Genomic DNA, 20,068 nt, shown 5'->3' with positions numbered 1-20,068 from the left:
GCTTGCTCGCAGGGTGCCCCGCTGTCGCGACGCACGGTGCGGCCAAGGTCGCACCGGGTGGAGGACGACGCACGGTGCGCGCCGCCACGGTGCGCGCTGCGACGCTGCGACAGCGTCGGCTACTGCAGCGCCGCCGTGAGCCGCGCGACGTTGTCGAGCACCTTGGAACGGCGCGGACGGTCGACCCACTCGTCGAGCGTGAGTTCGAAGCTGTGCTCCTTGTACGCTTCCTGCACCTCGCGCAGGGCGTCGACGAAGCGGTGACCGCGCACCATCACGGAGACCTCGAGGTTCAGGCTGAACGAGCGCATGTCCATGTTGCTCGAGCCGATCACCGACACCTCGTCGTCGATCGTGAAGTGCTTGGCGTGCAGGATCGTCGGCGCGCGGTAGAGCCAGATCTTCACGCCGGCCCGCAGGAGTCCCTCGTAGTAGGAGCGCTGCGCGTGCCAGGTCATCGTGTGGTCGCCCATCTCGCCGACGAACAGTTCGACCTCGACCCCACGCTGCGCCGTCGTGGTGATGGCGTAGAGCATCGAGTCGTCGGGCACGAAGTACGGCGAGGTGATCGACACCTTCTGCTGTGCGGAGTAGAGCAGCGCGTTGAACAGGCGCAGGTTGTTCTCGCCGTCGAACCCCGGTCCGGACGGCACCACCTGGCAGTCGAGCGCGTCGCCGCGGTCGGCCCGCTGGACGGGGTCGCTCTCACGCAGCAGCAGCTCGTCGGTCTCGCTGTACCAGTCGGTGACGAACAGGGCGTTGAGCCCGGCGACGACCGGCCCCTCGAACCGGGCGAACAGGTCCTTGTAGACCATGCCCTTCTCGACGTGGGACCTGATGTCGTAGGAGGCGTCGATCAGGTTCTGCGAGCCGGTGAACGCGACCGAGCCGTCGAGCACCATGATCTTCCGGTGGTTGCGGAGGTCGGGACGCTGGAACTTGCCCTGCAGTGGCAGGAGCGGGAGCATCAGGTGCCACTCGATGCCCGCCTGGTCCATGAACGCCAGGGTGTCCTTGTACCCCGGGTACCCGCGGCTGGCCCAGTGGTCGAGCAGGAACCGCACGGTCACACCGCGGGACTGTGCCCGCGCGAGCGCCTCGAAGAAGGGCCGGGTGGTGTCGTCGAGCGTCGCGATGTAGAACTCGACGTGCACGAAGCGGCGGGACTGGTCGATCGCCCGGGTCATCTCGGCGATGGACTCCTCGGAGTCGGGGTAGAGCTCCGCCGAGTTGCCCCCGACCAACGGCATCGCTCCGAGCTCGCGGTTCAGCCGTGTGACGCTCTCCAGCCACGCGGGCCACGGGTGGTCACGGCGGACCCGCTCGATGCCCTCGGTCTGCTCGAGGATGTACGCGTTGATCTCGGTCTGCTTCTCGCGTCGGGCGCGCGGGAGCTTCGTCGACCCGATGACCAGGAAGACGATGAAGCCGATGTAGGGGATGAGGAAGATCGCGAGCAGCCACGCCGTCGCGGTCTGCGGCTTCCGGTTGATCGGGACGTAGATGATCGAGAAGACGCGGATCGCCAGGTCCAGCAGGACGAGCAGGACGGTGATGACGACGGTGAGCCAGTGCTCCACGGGGTGCCGGTGTCGGGTGTCGTTCGCAGGGGCCGCGGGTCAGCGGAAGTTGATGAACTGCAACGGGACGTCGAACTCTTCACCCTTGAGGAGCTGGATCGTGTTCTGCAGGTCGTCACGGCTCTTCGACGAGACGCGGAGCTCGTCACCCTGGATCTGGCTCTTCACGGTCTTCGGGGCGTTGGCACGCAGGAACGCACCGATCTTCTTCGCCACGTCCTGCTCAATGCCGTTCTTGAACTTGACCTCGATGCGGTACTCCTTGCCCGAGGGGTACGGGTCGCCGGCGTCCAGGCTCTTCAGGCTGATGTTGCGCTTGATCGCCTTGCTCTGCAGCACGTCGAGGACCGCCTTGGCGCGCTCTTCCGAGTTCGCCTTGATCAGGACGTCCTCACCGCTGAACGCGACCGAGGCGTCGGCACCCTTGAAGTCGTACCGCTGCTCGATCTCCTTGGCCGCCTGGTTGAGGGCGTTCTCCGCCTCCATCTTGTCGACCTTGCTGACCACGTCGAAGGAACTGTCTGCCATGCGGAACAGCCTAACGGCGGACAGGAGGCCCGGTTCCGGTCGCGCGGATCGGCTGACGGTGGTCACGACCACCGTCAGCGATCCGCTATGCTTTTGTGCGCGCCTTCGGTTGGTGATCACACCGGCTGGGTGCGCATGGCAAGTTACCCAAGCGGCCAAAGGGATCTGACTGTAAATCAGCCGGCGTAGCCTTCGGGGGTTCGAATCCCTCACTTGCCACCATCTGATCGGCCCCGTCCACTGCGGACGGGGCCGACGGTGTTTCCGGGAGGATGGGTGCATGGCCTCCGACCTCACCCCCGCCCAGTTCGCCGACCTCGCCGAGTCGATCGCCCGTGACGCCGCGGCGCTGGCCGCACGGCGCCGCGCCGAGGGGGTCGAGGTCGCGGACCGGAAGTCGAGCATCGTCGACGTGGTCACGGCCGCTGACCGCGAGGTCGAGGCGCTGATCCGTGCCCGCATCGCCGAGGCCCGTCCCGACGACGCCTTCCACGGCGAGGAGTCCGGATCCGCCTCGGGTGCCTCGGGCATCACGTGGGTGGTGGACCCGATCGACGGCACGGTCAACTACCTGTACGGCAGCGACGAGTACGGCGTGAGCATCGGTGTCGTCCGCGGCGGGGCCGACCCGATGACCTGGGAGCCGATCGCGGGCGTCGTCGTGGCACCGGCGACGGGCACCGTCTTCCGCGCGGCCGCCGGACAGGGCGCGACGCGCGACGGGGAGCCGTTGTCCGTCGCCGCGCCCGGGTCGCTGGCGGAGACGCTCGTCGCCACCGGGTTCGGGTACACGGCGGACCGTCGCCGCGAGCAGGTGGCGGTGCTCGCCGGTCTCATCGGCGAGGTGCGGGACATCCGCCGTGGGGGAGCGGCGTCGCTCGACTGCTGCGCGGTCGGGGCGGGGACGGTGGACGCCTACTACGAACGCGGGATCAACCCGTGGGACATGGCGGGCGGGGCCCTCGTGGCACAGGAGGCCGGCGCGGCGATCCGCATCTGGGAGGCCGGGGGGACCCGCTCCTTCCTGTTCGCGAGCCCCGCCGTCGCCGACGAACTCGAGGCGCTGGTGCGTCGGCTCGAGGCCGGTGCGCTCGGATCCGTGCCGGCCTGACGACCCGCCGGGCACCACCTCCGGGGGTGCTGGGTGGACATGACCACGACTGGCGACCTGGGACGTCGCCTGCTAGCGTGCTCAGGTCCCGTTATCTGCTCGTTACCAACGAGTGGGCCCTTCTCCGATCAGGATCGCCACCGCACGCATGCCCCGTACTCCTCTGTCGTCCGCTCCCACCGACGGTTCCGTCGACGCCGCCACCCCGGTCGTCCACCAGACCCGACGCGCTCGGATCGAGGCAGAACGAGCAGCGGCCAAGGGCTCGACCACGGCGCAGGACTCGACGGGTCCGAGCTTCGACGACGTCATCGGAGCGGCCACGCCGGGGACCCCTGCGGCCCCCGTGTCGCCGATCGACTTCGCGCCGGCATCGCCCGCGCGCCCGGCCTCGCGCATCCAGACGCCGCCGGCACCCACCTCGCCCGACGTGCAGGCGCAGTCCGTCGCCCCCGTCGTTCCCGTGTCCGAGCCCCGCCGCGTGGCCGGTCAGGTCCCCGCCTCGCGCCGCCGCAACGGCCGGACAGCCACGACGGCCCCGGCCCCGGTCGACCGCGCGACGCGCCACATCCCCTCCACCAGCACGCCCGTCGCAGCGCCGACCCGGAAGCGGGGCGCGTCGTTCCGCCGGTCGGCCTCGCGCGTGACCGCCGTCGGCGCCCTGCTCTTCGCGGCCGGCCTGGTCGTCTCGACCTCCCTGCCGGCGCAGGCCCTCTGGGTGCCCGAGTCCGGGTCGACCGCGGCTCGTGCCACCTCCGGTGGTGCCACCCAGTCGATGCAGGTCGGGGCTGCCGCCGACGGTTCCACCGCCCGAGACCAGTTCACGGTGTCCGATGCCACGCAGTACGCGAACGTCGACTCCTCGAGCTTCACGAACGACCCGACCGGCACGATCCAGTGGCCGTTCCTGACCGGCGTCCCGATCACCTCGGGCTTCGGGGGCCGCCAGGTCGCCGGGTGCTCGTTCTGCTCGACGAACCACATGGGCGTCGACTTCGCACCGGGTGAGGGCACCCCGATCGGTGTCATCGCCGCCGGCACCGTGATCAAGGTGCAGGCGAACGACGGCGGCTTCGGCAACGACGTCTGGGTGGAGCACGACGTCGACGGCAAGCAGTTCGTCAGCGTCTACGGCCACATGGAGGACAACTCCTTCAAGGTGGTCACCGGCCAGCACGTCGAGGTCGGCGACATCCTCGGTCTCGTCGGCAGCACGGGCAACTCCACGGGCCCGCACCTGCACCTCGAGGTCCACGTCGACGGAGTCCCGGTGGACCCGCTGGCGTGGCTCAAGGCCAACGCGAACTAGCGGCCCACGACGCGGCACGCCCGGGCGTCTCGTCCGGTTCCGGAGCAGCGTCGGAGGTCTGCTATCCTCGTGTGGTGCCGTTCGCGGCACATCGCCCCGATAGCTCAGTGGTAGAGCACCTCCATGGTAAGGAGGGGGTCGTCAGTTCAATCCTGACTCGGGGCTCCGACCCGGTGCGCACGCCGCTCCGGATCTCTGGCGGGGTAGCTCAGTTGGTTAGAGCACACGACTCATAATCGTGGGGTCGCGGGTTCAAGTCCCGCCCTCGCTACGCGCAAGGCCCTCTCGTCCAGGATCCCCTGGGTCAGGGGGCCTTCTCTGTTGGTGGCGGCGCAGACCCCTGCTGCGCCGCCCGACTGCCCGACTGCCCGCTCAGTCCACCGCTGCTTCCGCGTCGGTATCGACGTTCTCCTGCGCGGCGAACTGGGTCCGGTGCAGCTCCTCGTACCGCCCACCGGTGGCCAGCAGCTCGTCGTGCGTACCGCGCTCCACGATCGAGCCGTCCTCGACCACCAGGATCAGGTCCGCGCTGCGGATGGTGGAGAGTCGGTGGGCGATCACCATCGCGGTCCGTCCCTCGAGCGCCTCGCCGAGTGCGGCCTGCACGGCGGCCTCGGACGTCGAGTCCAGCGCTGCCGTCGCCTCGTCGAGGATGACGACGCGCGGCTGGGCGAGCAGGAGCCGCGCGATGGTCATGCGCTGCCGCTCACCGCCGGACAGCCGGTAGCCGCGTTCTCCCACCATCGTGTCCAGCTGGTCGGGCAGGGACCGGATGAGCGGTTCGAGACGAGCGCGACGGACGGCGTCCCACACCTCGTCCTCGGTCGCCTCGGGCCGCGCGAACCGCAGGTTGGAGCGGATGGTCTCGTGGAACAGGTGGCCGTCCTGCGTCACCATGCCGAGGGTGTGCCGCATCGAGGCGAAGGTGACGTCGCGGACGTCCGTGCCCGCCAGGCGGACGGTGCCGCTGTCGACGTCGTACAGGCGCGAGAGCAACTGCGCGACCGTGGACTTGCCCGCACCCGACGTCCCGACGAGGGCGACGGTCTGGCCCGGCTCGATCCGGAAGGACAGCCCGTGCAGGACCTCCTCGCCGCCGCGGGTGTCGAGCGTCGCGACCTCCTCGAGCGAGGCGAGGGACACCTTGTCGGCCGACGGGTAGGCGAACCGGACGTCGTCGAACTCGACGGACACCGGCCCGTCGGGGATGGTGACCGCGTCCGGCTGCTCCTGGATGAGCGGTTCGAGGTCCAGGACCTCGAAGACGCGCTCGAAGCTGACCACGGCGCTCATGATCTCCACCCGGGCGTTCGCCAGGCTGGTCAGCGGCGCGTACAGGCGGGTGAGCAGGAGCGCCAGGGTGACGACCTCGCCGGTGTCCAGCCGCCCGGCGAGCGCGAGGAAGCCGCCGAGCCCGTACACGAGCGCCAGGGCGAGTGCGGAGACGAGCATCAGTGCGGTGAAGAAGACGAACTGCAGCATCGCGGTCCGGACCCCGATGTCGCGGACGCGGGCAGCGCGGACGCGGAACTCCTCGGCCTCCTCGTCGGGCCGGCCGAACAGCTTGACGAGGGTGGCGCCGGGTGCCGAGAAGCGCTCGGTCATCTGGGTGCTCATCGCGGAGTTGTGGTCGGCGGCCTCGCGGCGCAGTGCGGCCAGGCGGCTGCCCATCCGGCGCGCGGGGACCAGGAAGAGCGGCAGCATCACCACGGCGAGGACCGTCACGAGCCACGAGGTGCTGAGCATGACGATCAGGGTGAGGACCAGCGCCACCAGGTTCGTGACGACGCCGGACAGGGTGCCGCTGAAGGCCTGCTGCGCACCGATCACGTCGTTGTTCAGGCGGCTCACGAGCGCGCCGGTCCGGGTGCGGGTGAAGAACGCGATCGGCATCTTCTGCACGTGGTCGAAGACGGCGGTGCGGAGGTCCAGGATCACGCCCTCGCCGATCCGTGCCGAGTACCAGCGTGTCGTCAGCGACACGGCGGCGTCGGCGACGGCGACCAGGGCGATGACCACGGCCAGCCGGACGATGGTGGCGACCTCGCCCCGGGCGACGATGACGTCGACCACCTGTCCCGCGAGCACCGGCGTCGCGACGGCGAGGAAGGCACCGACGACGGAGAGGGCGATGAACACCAGCAGCTTCGCCCGGTACGGCACCGCGAACGTCAGGATCCGTCTAACGGTCGCGCGGGAGAACCCGTGCTTGCCGCCCTGCGCGGACGAGATCTTGTACAGCGAGCTCCAGGCAGCGCTCTCCATGCTCATGGCGGTTCCTTTCCCGGGCCCCGCGCCCAACCTAGATGGCCGACGGGGTCATCGGTGACCGATCCGGGCACGGTGCGCCGGGCGGCCACGTGCTGCAGCCCGCTACCGGGTGCGGTGGGAGCCGGTGTCGGTCCGCGTCGCGAGCACCCCGGCGGTGCGGAACGCGTCCTCGACGGCGGCGGTGACCTCGTGCCAGGCGGCCCGACGCCGGTTCGCTCCGATGCTGCCGCCGGACACGGCCGTGCCGTGCCCGGCCCGGCGCAGCGAGATCGTCGTGGTCGCACCGTCCACGACGGTGGACAGCTCGTACCGGCGGTACTCCCGGGCCGGCTGCACGAGCGCGCCGAGCAGGATGGTGAGCGCCCGGCTGCCTGCCGTCGCGGTCATCGTGCCACCGGTCGACTCGACGTGGTGACCGGTGCGGCGCAGCGCGGCGGCGGCGACCTCCATGGCGGTGCACCGGTCGCCCGTGTGCACGGCGAACTCCGTCGTGGTGTCCATCGGCCCTCCCCGTCCCGAACGAACGCGTGCCGAACGGCACGCACCGATTCCCCCGAATCGGTCTCAGACAGTCTAACTGATGCGTTCTCATGGCCGACAGTGCGGCCCGCGCGCCAGACGGACCCGCCCGGACGGGCCTTCAGTAGACTGCCGTGGTGTCAGTGAACCCCGAGCTCGTCGGCAGGACGTTCCCGCCGGCCCAGCCCTACCTGGTCGGCCGCGAGAAGGTGCGCGAGTTCTCTCGTGCGGTGTTCGCGACCAACCCCGTCCACCACGATCCGGACGCCGCCCGCGCCGCCGGGTACGCCGACGTGGTCGCACCCCCGACGTTCGCCGTCGTCGTGCAGGAAGCCACGCTCGCGCAGCTCCTGAACGAGCCCGACGCCGGCATCGACTTCTCCCGCGTGGTCCACGGCGAGCAGTCCTTCACCTACGACCGTCCGATCGTCGCCGGTGACGAGCTCACCGCGACCCTGACGGTGACCAGCGTGAAGACCCTCGGCGGCAACGCGATGGTCACGGCCCAGAGCACCATGAACGACGCCGAGGGGGAGCACGTCGTCACGGCGACCTCCACCCTCGTGGTCCGAGGAGACGACGCATGACCGCCGCACCCGCCACCGCGCTCGAGGTCGGCACCGTCGTCGCCGAACGTGCCGTGCACCTCACCCGTGATTCGCTTGTCCGGTACGCCGGCGCCTCGGGCGACTTCAACCCGATCCACTACCGCGACGACGTCGCCGCCTCGGTCGGTCTGCCCGGCGTCCTCGCCCACGGCATGCTCACCATGGGGATCGCCGTGCAGCCGGTGGCCGAGTGGCTCGGCGACCGCGGCTGGGTCGCGGGCTACGGCGTCCGTTTCACGCGCCCCGTCGTCGTCGACCCGGAGCAGGGTGCCACGGTCGGCATCGTCGCGAAGGTCGGCACCGTCGACGAGGACGGCCGTCCGAAGCGCATCGACCTCACCGTGACCGCCGCCGGGCAGACCGTGCTCGGCAAGGCGCAGGTCACGGTGGTGTTCCACTGACCGTGTCCGAGCCGGTGCTGGCCGACCTGACGACGCTCCGCGTCGGCGGGCCCGCCACCCGGCTGCTGACGGCGACGACGACCGACGAGCTCGTCGCCCACGCGACCGACGCCTTCGACGACCACGAGTGGCTCGTCCTCGGCGGCGGCAGCAACCTGTTGGTCGCCGACCAGGGCTTCGACGGCACCGTCGTGCTGGTCCGCACGACGGGCGTCGACGCGGACCGCGACGCCGACGGCGTCACCGTCCGCGTCGCCGCCGGTGAACCGTGGGACCCGTTCGTCGCCACGACGGTCGCGAACGGCTGGACCGGCCTGGAGGCCCTCAGCGGCATCCCGGGCACGGTCGGTGCGTCCCCGGTGCAGAACATCGGCGCCTACGGGGTCGAACTCGCCGACGTGCTCACCCGCGTCGAGTTCCTGGATGCGGCCACGGGGGAGCGCGCGTGGGTCCCGGCAGCCGAGCTGGCGCTCGGCTACCGCACGTCGACCCTCAAGCACGGTCGGCGCGGTGTCGTGCTGACGGTCGAGTTCCGGCTCGGACTCGCGGGGGAGCACGGCGTGCCCGTGCAGTACGCGCAGCTCGCCGGTTCGCTCGGGGTCGACCTCGGCGCGCTCGTGCCGCCCACGACCGTCCGCGACGAGGTCCTGCGGCTGCGCGGTTCCAAGGGCATGGTGCTCGACGGGGACGACCACGACACCTGGAGCGCGGGATCGTTCTTCACGAACCCGATCGTCTCGCCCGCGTTCGCCGAGACCCTGCCAGCTGATGCTCCGCGCTGGCCCGCGGGCGACGACGTCAAGCTCAGTGCGGCCTGGCTCATCGAGCACGCCGGCGTCCACCGGGGGTACGCGGTGCCGGGTTCGCGCGCGGCGATCTCGTCGAAGCACACCCTCGCACTGACGAACCGCGGCGGGGCGACGGCCGCGCAGGTGGCCGAGCTCGCCCGGTACGTGCAGGTGAGCGTCCTGAACCGCTTCGGTGTCTCGCTCGTCCCGGAACCCGTGGTGGTGGGGGACCTGCTCGGCTGAGCGTCCGCGCGATGGGACCGACGAGCACGACGCTCCACGGGCCTCCCGGAACGGGAAGAACGGGCCACCTCGACGAGGTGGCCCGTTCCGTGTCCGGCAGTGTCTACGCGAAGAACTCCGCCAGTCGGGCGACGCCCTCGGCGATGTCGTCGTCGCCCAGCGCGTACGACAGACGCAGGTAGCCGGACGGACCGAAGGCCTCACCGGGGACGACCGCGACCTCGGCGTGCTCGAGGATCAGGTCCGCCAGCTCGAGCGTGGTCGTCGGGGTGGCGCCGGCCCATTCGCGGCCGAGCAGTTCGGTGACGTCCGGGTAGACGTAGAAGGCACCCTGCGGGGTCGGCGTCCGGAACCCCGGGATCGCGTTGAGGCCGTCCACGATCGACCGACGTCGACGATCGAAGGCCTCGCGCATCGCGGCGACGGGTTCCTGGGGACCGGTCAGCGCGGCGATGGCGGCGCGCTGCGACACGTTGGAGACGTTGGACGACAGGTGCGACTGCAGGTTGGAAGCGGCCTTGACGGCGTCGGTCGGGCCGATGAACCACCCGACGCGCCAGCCCGTCATGGCGTAGGTCTTCGCGACGCCGTTCACCAGGATCGTGGTGTCGGCGAGGGCGGGGACCTCGGCCAGGATGCCGGCGAAGCGGACGCCGTCGTACACCAGGTCCTGGTAGATCTCGTCGCTGATGACCCAGATGCCGTGCTCGAGCGCCCACTCGCCGATCGCCCGGGTCTGCTCGGCCGAGTACACCGCGCCGGTGGGGTTCGACGGCGAGCAGAACAGCAGTGCCTTGGTCTTCGGGGTGCGGGCTGCCTCGAGCTGCTCGACGGTCACCAGGTAGTCCTGGTCGCTGCCGGCGAAGACCTCGACCGGCTCGCCACCGGCCAGGCGGATGGCCTCGGGGTAGGTGGTCCAGTACGGCGCGGGCAGCAGAACCTCGTCACCGGCGTCGACGATGGTCTGGAACGCCTGGTAGACCGCCTGCTTGCCGCCGTTCGTCACGATGACCTGAGACGGCTCGACCGTGACGCCGGACACCCGGGCGGTCTTGTCGGCGATGGCCTGCTTCAGTTCGGGCAGGCCGGTGGCGGGGGTGTAGCGGTGGTTCTTCGGGTCCTGCGCCGCGGCGACGGCGGCATCGACGACGTGCTGCGGGGTCGCGAAGTCGGGCTCGCCGGCGGCGAACGAGATCACCGGGCGCCCGGCGGCCTTGAGCGCCTTGGCCTTGGCATCGACCTTGAGCGTCGCGGACTCGGCGATGGCGGCGATGCGGGACGCGATGCGCGGGTGATCGGCCGACGCGGTGGCGAGGGTGTCGGGGGACACGTGGGCGGTGGACTCGGGGCCTGGGGCTGCGGTGCTCACGGGGCTCAGCCTACCGGCGCGGCACGCCGTGGAAGGGGTCAAGTGGACACCGTGTGACGGACTCCCGTAGACTCGTCCACCGGAACGCGGATCGGTGACGAACCGTGTTGCGAAGGGCGGTGGCTCAATTGGTAGAGCAGCGGTCTCCAAAACCGCAGGTTGCAGGTTCGAGTCCTGTCCGCCCTGCAACTCTGGAAGGGTAGAAGTTGGCGAGCAAAGACATGGAGACGACGGCGGACGACGTCGTCGCCCAGGCGAAGCAGGACCGGGCCGAGCGCCGCGGGCCCATCGCTGCCATCGTGCTCTTCATCCGTCAGGTGATCGGCGAGCTGCGCAAGGTCGTGACGCCGACCCGCAAGGAACTCTTCAGCTACACGGGTGTCGTGCTCGTGTTCGTCGTCGTCATGATGATCCTGGTGTCGATCCTCGACTTCGTGTTCGGTCTCGGCGTCGGGTACGTCTTCGGCAACGGGCCCACGGCCTGACCCCGACGTCGGTTGCCGTGCGCAGCCGTTCCGAGGAGTACGGTCGCCCGAGACGGCGTCGAGCGTGACGGCGTCGATCGTGACCATGACCGACCGCCAACCCGACCCGAACCACCGAACGGAAAGAATCGACTGTGTCTGACAACTCCCGCGATGACATCGACCTCGCGACGGCTGCCGAGCAGTCCTCCGAGGTCGAGGAGAACCAGGAAGGCGACGTCGAGACCGGCGAAGGACGCTCCGTCGAGTCCGCTGAAGAGCGTGCGATCTCGATCGAGGGCGACGACGACGAGTCGCTCGGCCTCAGCTCCGAGCCCGACGACGGCACCGTCGACGCCGGCCTCGACGAAGCGCTGACGGCTCTGCAGGAGTCCCGCGACCCCGAAGCCGACGCCGTCGTGGACGACGCCCTCGAGATCGACTCCGCCGACGAAGCCGAGGCCGCCGTCGAGGCCGTCGAGGACGAGGAAGAAGTCGAGCTCGAATCCGAGACCGCCGCCGAGGCCAACGAGACGCTCGCTGCCGACGAGGCACTCGACGCCGAGGACGAGGACGACGAGCCCGCCGAGGTCGACCCGTACGAGGCCTTCAAGGCCGAGCTGCGGATGAAGCCGGGAAAGTGGTACGTCATCCACTCCTACGCGGGCTTCGAGCGCCGCGTGAAGTCGAACATCGAGAACCGCATGGTCTCGATGTCGATGGAGGACTACATCTACCAGGTCGAGGTCCCGATGGAGGACGTCGTCGAGATCAAGAACGGGCAGCGCAAGCTGGTCACCCGCGTCCGGATCCCCTCGTACGTGCTCGTCCGCATGGACCTCAACGAGGACTCGTGGTCGGTCGTCCGCCACACCCCGGGCGTCACCGGCTTCGTCGGCAACGCCCACAACCCGACCCCGCTCCGCTTCGACGAGGCGTTCGGGATGCTCAAGTCCCTGGTGCAGGTGGCCGAGGCCGCTCCGACCAAGGGCGGCGCGAAGGGCAGCGGCTCGCTGCAGGCACAGCCCGCAGCCGAGGTCGACTTCGAGATCGGCGAGACGATCACCATCAAGGAAGGCTCGTTCGCGGGTCTTCCGGGTTCGATCTCCGAGATCAAGCCGGAGAGCGGCAAGCTCACCGTCCTCGTCTCGCTGTTCGAGCGCGAGACCCCGGTCGAGCTCAGCTTCGACCAGGTCACCAAGCTCTAGCGACCACCACGCTGTAGCGATCACCGAGATCGACTACACTGAACGGGTTTGGGCCCGCGCGCCTCGTGCGAGCGGGCCTTCACCGCTGTCCGGAACGGCCGGACCAGCGGGAGAGTGCACGGATCCCCGTGTGTTCGATTCCAGGAGGAAGACAAGTCATGGCACCGAAGAAGAAGGTCACGGGCCTGATCAAGCTGCAGATCAACGCGGGAGCCGCCAACCCGGCACCCCCGATCGGTCCGGCGCTCGGTCAGCACGGCGTCAACATCATGGAGTTCTGCAAGGCGTACAACGCGGCGACCGAGTCGCAGCGTGGCAACGTCGTGCCGGTCGAGATCACCGTCTACGAGGACCGTTCGTTCACGTTCGTCCTGAAGACCCCGCCGGCCGCCGAGCTCATCAAGAAGGCTGCTGGTGTGCAGAAGGGGTCCTCGACCCCGCACACGGTCAAGGTCGCGAAGATCTCGATGGACCAGGTCCGTCAGATCGCCGAGACCAAGCAGGCCGACCTGAACGCCAACGACATCGAGCAGGCCGCGAAGATCATCGCCGGCACCGCACGCTCGATGGGCATCACGGTCGAGGCCTAAGCACCGATCGGGCTCCGGCCCACCACCAGACACCTTTCCGTGGGAGAGCCTCGCCGGCTCGCCAACCACGTATCTCGCAAGGAGACCACCATGGCGAAGAAGTCCAAGGCCTACCAGGCCGCGGCCGCGAAGATCGAGGCCGACAAGTTCTACACCCCGACCGAGGCCGTCGCCCTGGCCAAGGAGACCGGTTCCTCGAAGACCGACTCCACGGTCGAGGTCGCGCTCAAGCTCGGCGTCGACCCCCGCAAGGCCGACCAGATGGTCCGCGGCACGGTCATCCTGCCGCACGGCACGGGCAAGACCGCCCGCGTCATCGTCTTCGCGACGGGCGCGGCTGCTGAGGCCGCCATCGCCGCCGGCGCCGACGAGGTCGGTGGCGACGAGCTCATCGCGAAGGTCGCCGAGGGCTACACCTCGTTCGACTCCGCCGTCTCGACCCCGGAGCTCATGGGCAAGGTCGGTCGTCTCGGCAAGGTGCTCGGCCCGCGTGGCCTCATGCCCAACCCGAAGACCGGCACCGTGACCCCGAACGTCGCGCAGGCAGTCAACGACATCAAGGGCGGCAAGATCGAGTTCCGCGTCGACAAGCACGCCAACGTGCACTTCGTCGTCGGCAAGGCCTCGTTCACGCCGGAGCAGCTCGACGAAAACATCTCGACCGCGCTCGAGGAGATCAACCGCCTCAAGCCGTCGTCCTCGAAGGGCCGTTACGTCATGAAGGGCGCCGTCTCGACGACCTTCGGTCCCGGCATCCCGCTGGACGTCAACAGCATCTGAGTCCACTGACTCGTGGAAGGACCCGCACCGGCAACGGTGCGGGTCCTTTCCGCATGTGGGGCGCGTGTCCCGATAACGTGGTGTGGTGCGCACCCTCGTGAACTCGCTCCGGCTGATCGCCGTCATCGCCATCGTCGTCGCGGTCGTCGCGCAGTGGCTCGAGAGCGCGAAGTCCCCGACCTACTCGTTCTGGAACTTCTTCGGCTACTTCACGATCCAGTCGAACCTGATCATCGCCGTGGCCCTCGCGGTGACGCTCGTCGCCGCGGCACGTCGCAAGCGGGCGGACCTCGCCGTCTCGGTGCTCCGCGGTGCCGCCACGGTGTACATCGCGACGACGGGCATCGTCTACAACACGCTGCTCACGGGCGCGAACGTGTCGGCCTCGGTGCCGTGGTCGAACGACATCGTGCACAAGATCATCCCGGTGTACGCGGTGCTCGACTGGCTGCTGTTCTCGGACCGAGCACGGCTGCTGCTCCGGCACGTGTGGTGGTTCCTGCTCTACCCGGCGGTCTGGACCACCGTGGTGCTCGTCCGCGGTGCGACCGACGGGTGGGTGCCGTACCCGTTCCTCGACCCCGCGCAGGGCTACGGTGTCGTCGCGATCTACGTCGTCGGGATCGCGGTGTCGATCACCTTGCTCGGGATCCTGGTCGTGGGGATGAGCCGGTTGCGGCTGGTGAAGGTCTAGCTGGTGACGGTCCAGCAGACGGTCCAGCTGACGGTCTAGGAGCGGAAGCCGCGCAGTTTGTCGAGCACCAGGTCGGCGAGCTGCACCAGCCCCCGGATCTGGTCGTCGTCGCGGTCGACCCAGCGGCACTCGGGTTCGTCGGCCACCGGGACGAACCCGTCGTGGCGTTCCCAGACGAACAGGGTGCGGTCGGCGCCGAGCACGTACTGCTGCCACCAGATCTGCCGCAGGTAGTGCCGGGGGATGCTCCGCCAGCCCTTGCCGGTGGTCTTGATCTCGGCGAGCACCACACGGGACGACTCGTCGACCCCGACGCCGTCCGGGGTGGCGAGGTGCGCGCGGTTCGCGGCGGCGTGGAACAGGTGCGCCGAGGGCTGGATGCCGTGTGTGGCGGCCACCCAGGCGGCGATGACCGGTTCGCGGTCCTTCCCGTGCTCGGTGAACGCGTTGCCGGAGAACCGGGAGCCGTAGCGCTTCTCGGTGACGACGGCCTCGACGGCGCGCAGGGAGGCGAGCCGGGCGACGTCGGTGGCGGTGATGCCCATGGCGCGGGCGCGGAGCCACGCGACGCGGTCCGAGGAGTGCGCGACGATGCGCTCGGTGTGGCCGCGCAGGGCGGTGAACGCGTCACGCGCGGCCGGGACCGGCGTACCGGGGGCGGGATACGCCTCCAGACCGGGGTCCAGGTCGCCCCACAGGGTGGGCTGCACGATCGTCACCCCATGATTGTCCCCCCGACCACCGGCAGGACCGAAACCGACGCGCTCACGCGGCGGGCGGGTGTGCGTCAGGAGGCCAGTTCGCGGCCCTCGGCGAAGGCGACGAGCTCGTCGACCCCGGCGGGGGAGAGGGCGTAGCCGATGGCGAGGGCCGCGGCACCCTGCAGCGCTGCGAGGGAGCCCGCACGGGACTGCACGATGACGAGGTGCTCGCTGGCGAGGGGCATCGAGCGGGAGTAGACGACCTCACGGACGCCGGCGAGCAGGTGCTCACCCGCCTGCGTGATCGATCCGCCGAGCGCGATGACGGACGGGTTGATGAGCGAGATGCACGTCGCCAGCACTTCGCCGATGTCACGGCCCGCCTGCCGGACGGCGTAGATCGCGTCGAGGTCAGATCGGTTCACCAGGTCGATGACGTCGGCTCCGGTGTGCACGTCGTGCCCCTTCGCGCGGAGGGCCCGGGCGATGGCCGGACCGGAGGCGACGGCCTCGAGGCAGCCAGTGTTGCCGCAGTGGCACGGGACGTCGCCCGCCCGCGAGACGCGCACGTGCCCGATGTCCCCGGCGGTGCCCTGGGCGCCGCGCTGCAGTCGGCCCTCGGACACGATGCCGGAACCGATGCCGGTGGCGACCTTCACGAACAGCAGGTGGTCGATGTCCGGCCAGCCGTGCTCCCGTTCGCCGAGCGCGGCGATGTTCACGTCGTTGTCGAGCAGGACGTGGGCGGCGATGTGCTGGCGGAGCCACGAGGGCACGTCGAAGCCGTCCCAGCCGGGCATGATCGGCGGGTTGGCCGGTCGTCCGGTGGAGAACTCGACGGGTCCGGGGACGCCGATGCCGATCGCGATGACGTCCTGTCGGTTGCGCCCGACCTCGGCGAGCAGGTCGTCGATCGTCTCGACGAGCCACGACAGCGTCGGTACCGGGCCGGCCGCGATGTCGATCCGGGCATCACGGGTGGCGAGCGGTGCCGCGACCAGGTCGGTGACGGCGACGCGGCCGTGCGACGCACCGAGGTCGGCGGCGATGACGAGCCGGGCGCGGGGCTTCAGCGCCACCTGGGCGGGCGGACGGCCGCCGGTGGAGACGGCGGTGTCGACGGCACCGACGAGTCCGATGTCGATCAGGGAGTCGAGGCGCACGCCGATGGTGGAGCGTGCGAGTCCTGTCAGTGCGGCGAGCTCGGCCCTGGTGCGCGGCACGCCGTCGCGGAGGATCTGGAAGAGCTCGCTCGTCCCGACCGGAGGCGACGCTGCCGTCCGGTTCAAGTCGACCATGTGGGGAGTGAAGCACACATCGTTCGCGCCACGCAATGAAGTCCGTCGACATTCCTTCGACTTCTGCTTGACCGCCGACAAAAGTGCTCGTAGTGTGACGATCGGTCACTGACGACCGCACCATCTCGACGAGGAGAACCCTGGTGACCCAACCGCTCTCGGTCCAGCTCTACACGGTCCGCGATGCCCTCAGCGCCGATCTGCCCGGCACCCTGCAGCGCATCGCCGACATCGGCTACACGAACGTCGAGGCCTTCGGCTTCGTCGACGACGCCGACGAACTCGCCGCCGCCCTGCGGAGCGCAGGCCTCGCCGCCCCGAGCGGCCACGCCCGGCTGCTCGACGCCGGCGAGCAGGACCTCGAGCGCATCTTCCACGCGTCCACAACCCTCGGGTTCGGGACGCTCATCGACCCGCACATCGACGAGGCTCGCTGGACCACCCGCGAGGACGTCGAGGCGATCGCCCGCGAACTCAGCGCGCTCGCCCCGCGGGCGGCCGACCACGGTCTGGTGCTCGGCTACCACAACCACGCGTTCGAGTTCTCGAACCGCATCGACGGCGTCAGCGCCTACGAGGTCTTCGCCGACGCCCTGTCCGACGACGTCGTGCTCGAGCTCGACACCTACTGGGTGCAGGTCGGCGGGGACGACCCGGTCGCGGTCATCGGCAAGTACGGCGACAAGGTCCGGTTCCTGCACGTCAAGGACGGCGACGGCTCGCACGACGACAAGCAGCAGGTCGCCGTCGGCAACGGCATCATGCCGATCCGCGACATCATCGCCGCCGCACCCGACGCCCTGCACGTCGTCGAGCTCGACGACCACGACGGTGACGTCCTCCAGGCCGTCGCCGACTCCTACACGTTCCTCGAGGGGGCCCGCGCATGACCGACACCACGACCGCCGCTGCGACGGCGACCGACAGCACGCTGCGCACCGGCCCGGTCGGCGTCGGCGTCATCGGCGCCGGGGTCATCTCGGACCAGTACCTGTCGAACCTCACGGTCTTCCCCGACGTGACGGTCCGCTTCATCGCCGACATCGACCTGCCGCGCGCTGCCGCCCAGGCCGAGAAGTGGAGCGTCCCCGGCTCGGGCACCGTCGAGGAGCTCCTGGCCGACGACGACATCGAGATCGTCGTGAACCTGACGATCCCGGCTGCCCACGTCGAGGTCGCGCTGCAGGCCCTGGCCGCAGGCAAGCACGTCTGGGGTGAGAAGCCCTACGCCCTCGACCGTGCCAGCGCCGCGGAGCTCCGTGACGCTGCGGTCGCCGCGGGCAAGACGGTCAGTGTCGCCCCGGACACGTTCCTCGGCGCCGGCCTGCAGACCGCGCTCCGCACCATCCGCGAGGGCCGCATCGGCACGCCGCTCAACGGCCTGACGCTGTTCCAGAGCCCCGGCCCGGAGTCGTGGCACCCGAGCCCCGAGTTCCTCTTCGCGTACGGCGCCGGTCCGCTGTTCGACATCGGCCCGTACTACATCACCACCCTCGTCCAGGCGTTCGGACCGGTGAAGAAGGTCACGGCGACGGCGTCGAAGTCCCGCGCCACCCGCACCATCGGCTCCGGACCGAAGGCCGGCACCGAGTTCCCGGTGGACGTCCCGACGAACCACTCGGCGCTCATCGAGTTCGAGAACGGCGGGAGCGCGCAGAGTGTCTTCTCGTTCGAGTCCGACCGGGGCCGGACCGGCTTCGTCGAGATCGCGGGGGAGACCGGCACCGTCGTGTTCCCCGACCCGAACAACTTCGACGGCGACACCGAGCTGTACCTGCTCGGTGCCGAGGAGCCCGAGACGATCCCCGCGGTCGGCTCCACCTCCTCGCGCGGCACCGGCGTGGTCGACCTGGCCCGCTCGCTGCGGGCCGGCGAGACGAACCGCGTCCCCGGTGCGCTCGCCTTCCACGTCCTCGACGTGATGGTCTCCATCGCCGAGGCAGCAGAACGTGGCGAGGCGGTGCTCGTCGAGAGCACCGTGTCGCCCTCCCCGACCCTCCCCGAGGGCTGGGACCCCGCGGAACGCACCCTGGCCTGACCGCCGGGGTGCTGCCCGCAACCCACAGCAGCACCCGACCAGCACCATCCGCAGCACCAGCTCCACCTCTGCACCATCCCTGCACCATCTCAACGACGAGAAAGTAGAGAGTCATGCGCACTGCCATCCGCGCACTGGCCATCACCGCGGCCGCCGCACTCACCGTGACCGGCCTCGCAGCCTGCTCCTCCGGATCGTCCGGCGGCGCCGGCGACTCCAAGACGCTCACCTACTGGGCGTCCAACCAGGGCACGTCCCTGCAGAACGACAAGGAGGTGCTGACCCCCGTCCTCGAGAAGTTCACCAAGGAGACCGGGATCAAGGTCGACCTCCAGGTCATCGGCTGGAACGACCTGCAGAACAAGATCCAGACCGCCGTCACCTCGGGCCAGGGCCCGGACGTCGTCAACATCGGCAACACCTGGGCGACCTCGCTCCAGGCCACCGGCGCCTTCCAGGAGTTCGGTGACGCCGAGATGAAGGCGATCGGCGGCGCGGACAAGTTCGGCAAGGTCGCCCTGTCCACCGGTGGCGCGCCCGACAAGACGGTCACGAGCGTCCCGCTCTACGGCCTCGCCTACGGCCTGTACTACAACAAGAAGATGCTCGCGGACGCCGGGATCACCCCGCCCACCACGTGGGAGGACATGGTCGCCGACGCGAAGAAGCTGACCAAGGGCGACACCTACGGCTTCAGCCTCGCCGGCGGCTCGTACACCGAGAACTCGCACTTCGCGTTCATCAACTCGGCGCAGAACGGTGGCGAGTGGTTCGACAAGGACGGCAAGCCGACCTTCACCTCGAAGGCCAACGTCGACGGCATCAAGCGGTACCTCGACCTCATGCAGGACTCGAAGGTCGCCAACCCGTCGAACGCGCAGTACGACAACGCGACGCAGTCCACCACGGACTTCGCGAAGAAGAAGGCCGCGTTCATCCTCAACCAGAACAACGCGAACGCGACCATCGAGTCGCTCGGCATGAAGTCGTCCGAGTACGGCGTCGTGGCCCTGCCCGCCCCGAGCGGTGGCGAGCAGATCGCCTCGTTCCCCGCTGGCATCAACCTGTCGGTCTTCAAGAACACGAAGAACAAGGACGGCGCGCTCGAGTTCGTCAAGTACATGACGAGCATGGACACGCAGACGACGCTGGACAAGCCGTACTCGGCCCTGCCGGTGCTCGCCAAGGCTGCTGACTCCGTCACGGACGAGCAGACGAAGACGTTCCTCGACATCTACAACAACAAGGCGAAGCCGCTCCCGCTGGTGCCCGCCGAGGACCAGTTCGAGTCCACGGTCGGCAAGGCGATGAACGACATGTTCGCCAAGATCGCGACCGGTTCCAAGGTCTCCGAGGCCGACATCAAGTCGGCTCTGCAGACCGCCCAGGACCAGGTGTCCCAGGCCGCCGGTTGATCCACCCTGGAGGCCCGGGTCGCGTCCGCAGGACGCGCCCGGGCCTCCAGCCCCTGACGCTCCAGAGCCGACCACCCGTCGGCCGTGAGGCACACGCCCCACGCACCCCGCGCCTCCCGGCTGCCACGGCACGCGCGGACCGCACCTGCACGC

Annotated in this window: 20 protein-coding genes and 4 tRNA genes; 17 read left to right on the top strand and 7 right to left on the bottom strand. The window is 69.7% G+C overall.

What is annotated here, in order from left to right; genetic code table 11:
• Positions 1–119 precede the first annotated feature (119 nt).
• A complete protein-coding gene (cls, locus tag ACL00U_RS11960) occupies positions 120–1,580 on the bottom strand; it encodes a cardiolipin synthase (RefSeq protein ID WP_017888626.1) in 1,461 nt (486 codons plus the stop codon).
• A gap of 39 nt (positions 1,581–1,619) precedes the next feature.
• Positions 1,620–2,108 (bottom strand): YajQ family cyclic di-GMP-binding protein, encoded by a 489-nt coding sequence (locus ACL00U_RS11955; RefSeq protein WP_017888627.1) that lies wholly within the window; start codon positions 2,106–2,108, stop codon positions 1,620–1,622.
• A gap of 137 nt (positions 2,109–2,245) precedes the next feature.
• Here ACL00U_RS11955 and ACL00U_RS11950 point away from each other — a divergent pair.
• The 5 genes from ACL00U_RS11950 to ACL00U_RS11930 all read left to right on the top strand — a co-directional run bounded on the left by ACL00U_RS11950 (position 2,246) and on the right by ACL00U_RS11930 (position 4,799).
• A tRNA-Tyr gene (locus ACL00U_RS11950) sits at positions 2,246–2,330 on the top strand.
• A 58-nt stretch (positions 2,331–2,388) separates the two neighbouring features.
• Positions 2,389–3,219, top strand: coding sequence for an inositol monophosphatase family protein (locus ACL00U_RS11945; RefSeq protein ID WP_056070644.1), 831 nt, complete (start codon positions 2,389–2,391; stop codon positions 3,217–3,219).
• A 148-nt stretch (positions 3,220–3,367) separates the two neighbouring features.
• Positions 3,368–4,528, top strand: a complete 1,161-nt coding sequence (locus ACL00U_RS11940; protein ID WP_017888629.1) for a M23 family metallopeptidase — start codon at positions 3,368–3,370, stop codon at positions 4,526–4,528.
• Positions 4,529–4,621: 93 nt separating this feature from the next.
• Positions 4,622–4,693: transfer RNA gene (locus tag ACL00U_RS11935), tRNA-Thr, on the top strand.
• A 32-nt stretch (positions 4,694–4,725) separates the two neighbouring features.
• A tRNA-Met gene (locus ACL00U_RS11930) sits at positions 4,726–4,799 on the top strand.
• Between the two features lie 101 nt (positions 4,800–4,900).
• Here the strand turns inward: ACL00U_RS11930 and ACL00U_RS11925 are convergent.
• Together ACL00U_RS11925 and ACL00U_RS11920 are read right to left on the bottom strand one after the other, a co-directional pair.
• Positions 4,901–6,799, bottom strand: a complete 1,899-nt coding sequence (locus ACL00U_RS11925) for an ABC transporter ATP-binding protein (RefSeq protein ID WP_214518821.1) — start codon at positions 6,797–6,799, stop codon at positions 4,901–4,903.
• Between the two features lie 102 nt (positions 6,800–6,901).
• On the bottom strand, positions 6,902–7,300 hold the full coding sequence (locus ACL00U_RS11920; protein WP_017888631.1) for a hypothetical protein: 399 nt from the start codon (positions 7,298–7,300) through the stop codon (positions 6,902–6,904).
• 155 nt (positions 7,301–7,455) lie between these two features.
• On the opposite strand from ACL00U_RS11920, the gene ACL00U_RS11915 reads away from it, so the two are divergent.
• From ACL00U_RS11915 to ACL00U_RS11905, 3 genes are read left to right on the top strand one after another with little or no spacing between them, the layout of a single operon-like run.
• Positions 7,456–7,905 carry an FAS1-like dehydratase domain-containing protein gene (locus ACL00U_RS11915; RefSeq protein ID WP_082047026.1) on the top strand — a complete coding sequence of 150 codons (450 nt, stop codon included), beginning with the start codon at positions 7,456–7,458 and terminating at the stop codon, positions 7,903–7,905.
• Positions 7,902–8,327 (top strand): MaoC/PaaZ C-terminal domain-containing protein, encoded by a 426-nt coding sequence (locus tag ACL00U_RS11910; protein WP_042541105.1) that lies wholly within the window; start codon positions 7,902–7,904, stop codon positions 8,325–8,327. The genes ACL00U_RS11915 and ACL00U_RS11910 overlap by 4 nt, the downstream gene beginning before the upstream one ends.
• Before the next feature lie 2 nt (positions 8,328–8,329).
• Positions 8,330–9,358: a UDP-N-acetylmuramate dehydrogenase gene (locus ACL00U_RS11905; protein WP_017888634.1), complete on the top strand. Its 1,029-nt coding sequence runs from the start codon at positions 8,330–8,332 to the stop codon at positions 9,356–9,358.
• 103 nt (positions 9,359–9,461) lie between these two features.
• On the opposite strand, the gene ACL00U_RS11900 is transcribed toward ACL00U_RS11905, so the two are convergent.
• A complete protein-coding gene (locus ACL00U_RS11900; RefSeq protein ID WP_017888635.1) occupies positions 9,462–10,688 on the bottom strand; it encodes a pyridoxal phosphate-dependent aminotransferase in 1,227 nt (408 codons plus the stop codon).
• A 152-nt stretch (positions 10,689–10,840) separates the two neighbouring features.
• On the opposite strand from ACL00U_RS11900, the gene ACL00U_RS11895 reads away from it, so the two are divergent.
• From ACL00U_RS11895 to ACL00U_RS11870, 6 genes are all read left to right on the top strand, one after another.
• Positions 10,841–10,913: transfer RNA gene (locus ACL00U_RS11895), tRNA-Trp, on the top strand.
• Positions 10,914–10,948: 35 nt separating this feature from the next.
• Positions 10,949–11,212 (top strand): preprotein translocase subunit SecE, encoded by a 264-nt coding sequence (secE, locus tag ACL00U_RS11890; protein ID WP_017888636.1) that lies wholly within the window; start codon positions 10,949–10,951, stop codon positions 11,210–11,212.
• Positions 11,213–11,346: 134 nt separating this feature from the next.
• Positions 11,347–12,399 (top strand): transcription termination/antitermination protein NusG, encoded by a 1,053-nt coding sequence (gene nusG, locus ACL00U_RS11885; RefSeq protein WP_017888637.1) that lies wholly within the window; start codon positions 11,347–11,349, stop codon positions 12,397–12,399.
• 158 nt (positions 12,400–12,557) lie between these two features.
• A complete protein-coding gene (rplK, locus tag ACL00U_RS11880; RefSeq protein WP_017888638.1) occupies positions 12,558–12,989 on the top strand; it encodes a 50S ribosomal protein L11 in 432 nt (143 codons plus the stop codon).
• A gap of 90 nt (positions 12,990–13,079) precedes the next feature.
• The gene (gene rplA, locus ACL00U_RS11875) at positions 13,080–13,769 is read left to right on the top strand and encodes a 50S ribosomal protein L1 (protein WP_017888639.1); all 690 of its coding nucleotides are present in this window, start codon (positions 13,080–13,082) and stop codon (positions 13,767–13,769) included.
• Between the two features lie 85 nt (positions 13,770–13,854).
• The gene (locus ACL00U_RS11870; RefSeq protein WP_139179796.1) at positions 13,855–14,463 is read left to right on the top strand and encodes a Pr6Pr family membrane protein; all 609 of its coding nucleotides are present in this window, start codon (positions 13,855–13,857) and stop codon (positions 14,461–14,463) included.
• A 35-nt stretch (positions 14,464–14,498) separates the two neighbouring features.
• Here ACL00U_RS11870 and ACL00U_RS11865 read toward each other — a convergent pair whose 3' ends face one another.
• Positions 14,499–15,182 (bottom strand): YqaJ viral recombinase family protein, encoded by a 684-nt coding sequence (locus ACL00U_RS11865; protein WP_017888641.1) that lies wholly within the window; start codon positions 15,180–15,182, stop codon positions 14,499–14,501.
• A gap of 68 nt (positions 15,183–15,250) precedes the next feature.
• Positions 15,251–16,462 carry an ROK family transcriptional regulator gene (locus ACL00U_RS11860; protein WP_017888642.1) on the bottom strand — a complete coding sequence of 404 codons (1,212 nt, stop codon included), beginning with the start codon at positions 16,460–16,462 and terminating at the stop codon, positions 15,251–15,253.
• A gap of 143 nt (positions 16,463–16,605) precedes the next feature.
• On the opposite strand from ACL00U_RS11860, the gene ACL00U_RS11855 reads away from it, so the two are divergent.
• From ACL00U_RS11855 to ACL00U_RS11845, 3 genes are all read left to right on the top strand, one after another.
• A complete protein-coding gene (locus ACL00U_RS11855) occupies positions 16,606–17,352 on the top strand; it encodes a sugar phosphate isomerase/epimerase family protein (protein ID WP_042541083.1) in 747 nt (248 codons plus the stop codon).
• Positions 17,349–18,500 carry a Gfo/Idh/MocA family protein gene (locus ACL00U_RS11850; protein ID WP_412873434.1) on the top strand — a complete coding sequence of 384 codons (1,152 nt, stop codon included), beginning with the start codon at positions 17,349–17,351 and terminating at the stop codon, positions 18,498–18,500. The genes ACL00U_RS11855 and ACL00U_RS11850 overlap by 4 nt, the downstream gene beginning before the upstream one ends.
• A 113-nt stretch (positions 18,501–18,613) precedes the next feature.
• Positions 18,614–19,915, top strand: coding sequence for an extracellular solute-binding protein (locus tag ACL00U_RS11845; RefSeq protein ID WP_412873433.1), 1,302 nt, complete (start codon positions 18,614–18,616; stop codon positions 19,913–19,915).
• Positions 19,916–20,068 lie beyond the last annotated feature (153 nt).

Origin of the sequence: Curtobacterium poinsettiae, from assembly GCF_047226435.1 — a bacterium.
In the GTDB taxonomy this organism is placed as follows: Bacteria; Actinomycetota; Actinomycetes; order Actinomycetales; family Microbacteriaceae; genus Curtobacterium; species Curtobacterium poinsettiae.
Note: the sequence above shows the minus strand (reverse complement) of the source record. Positions and strands in the feature narration are given on the sequence as shown.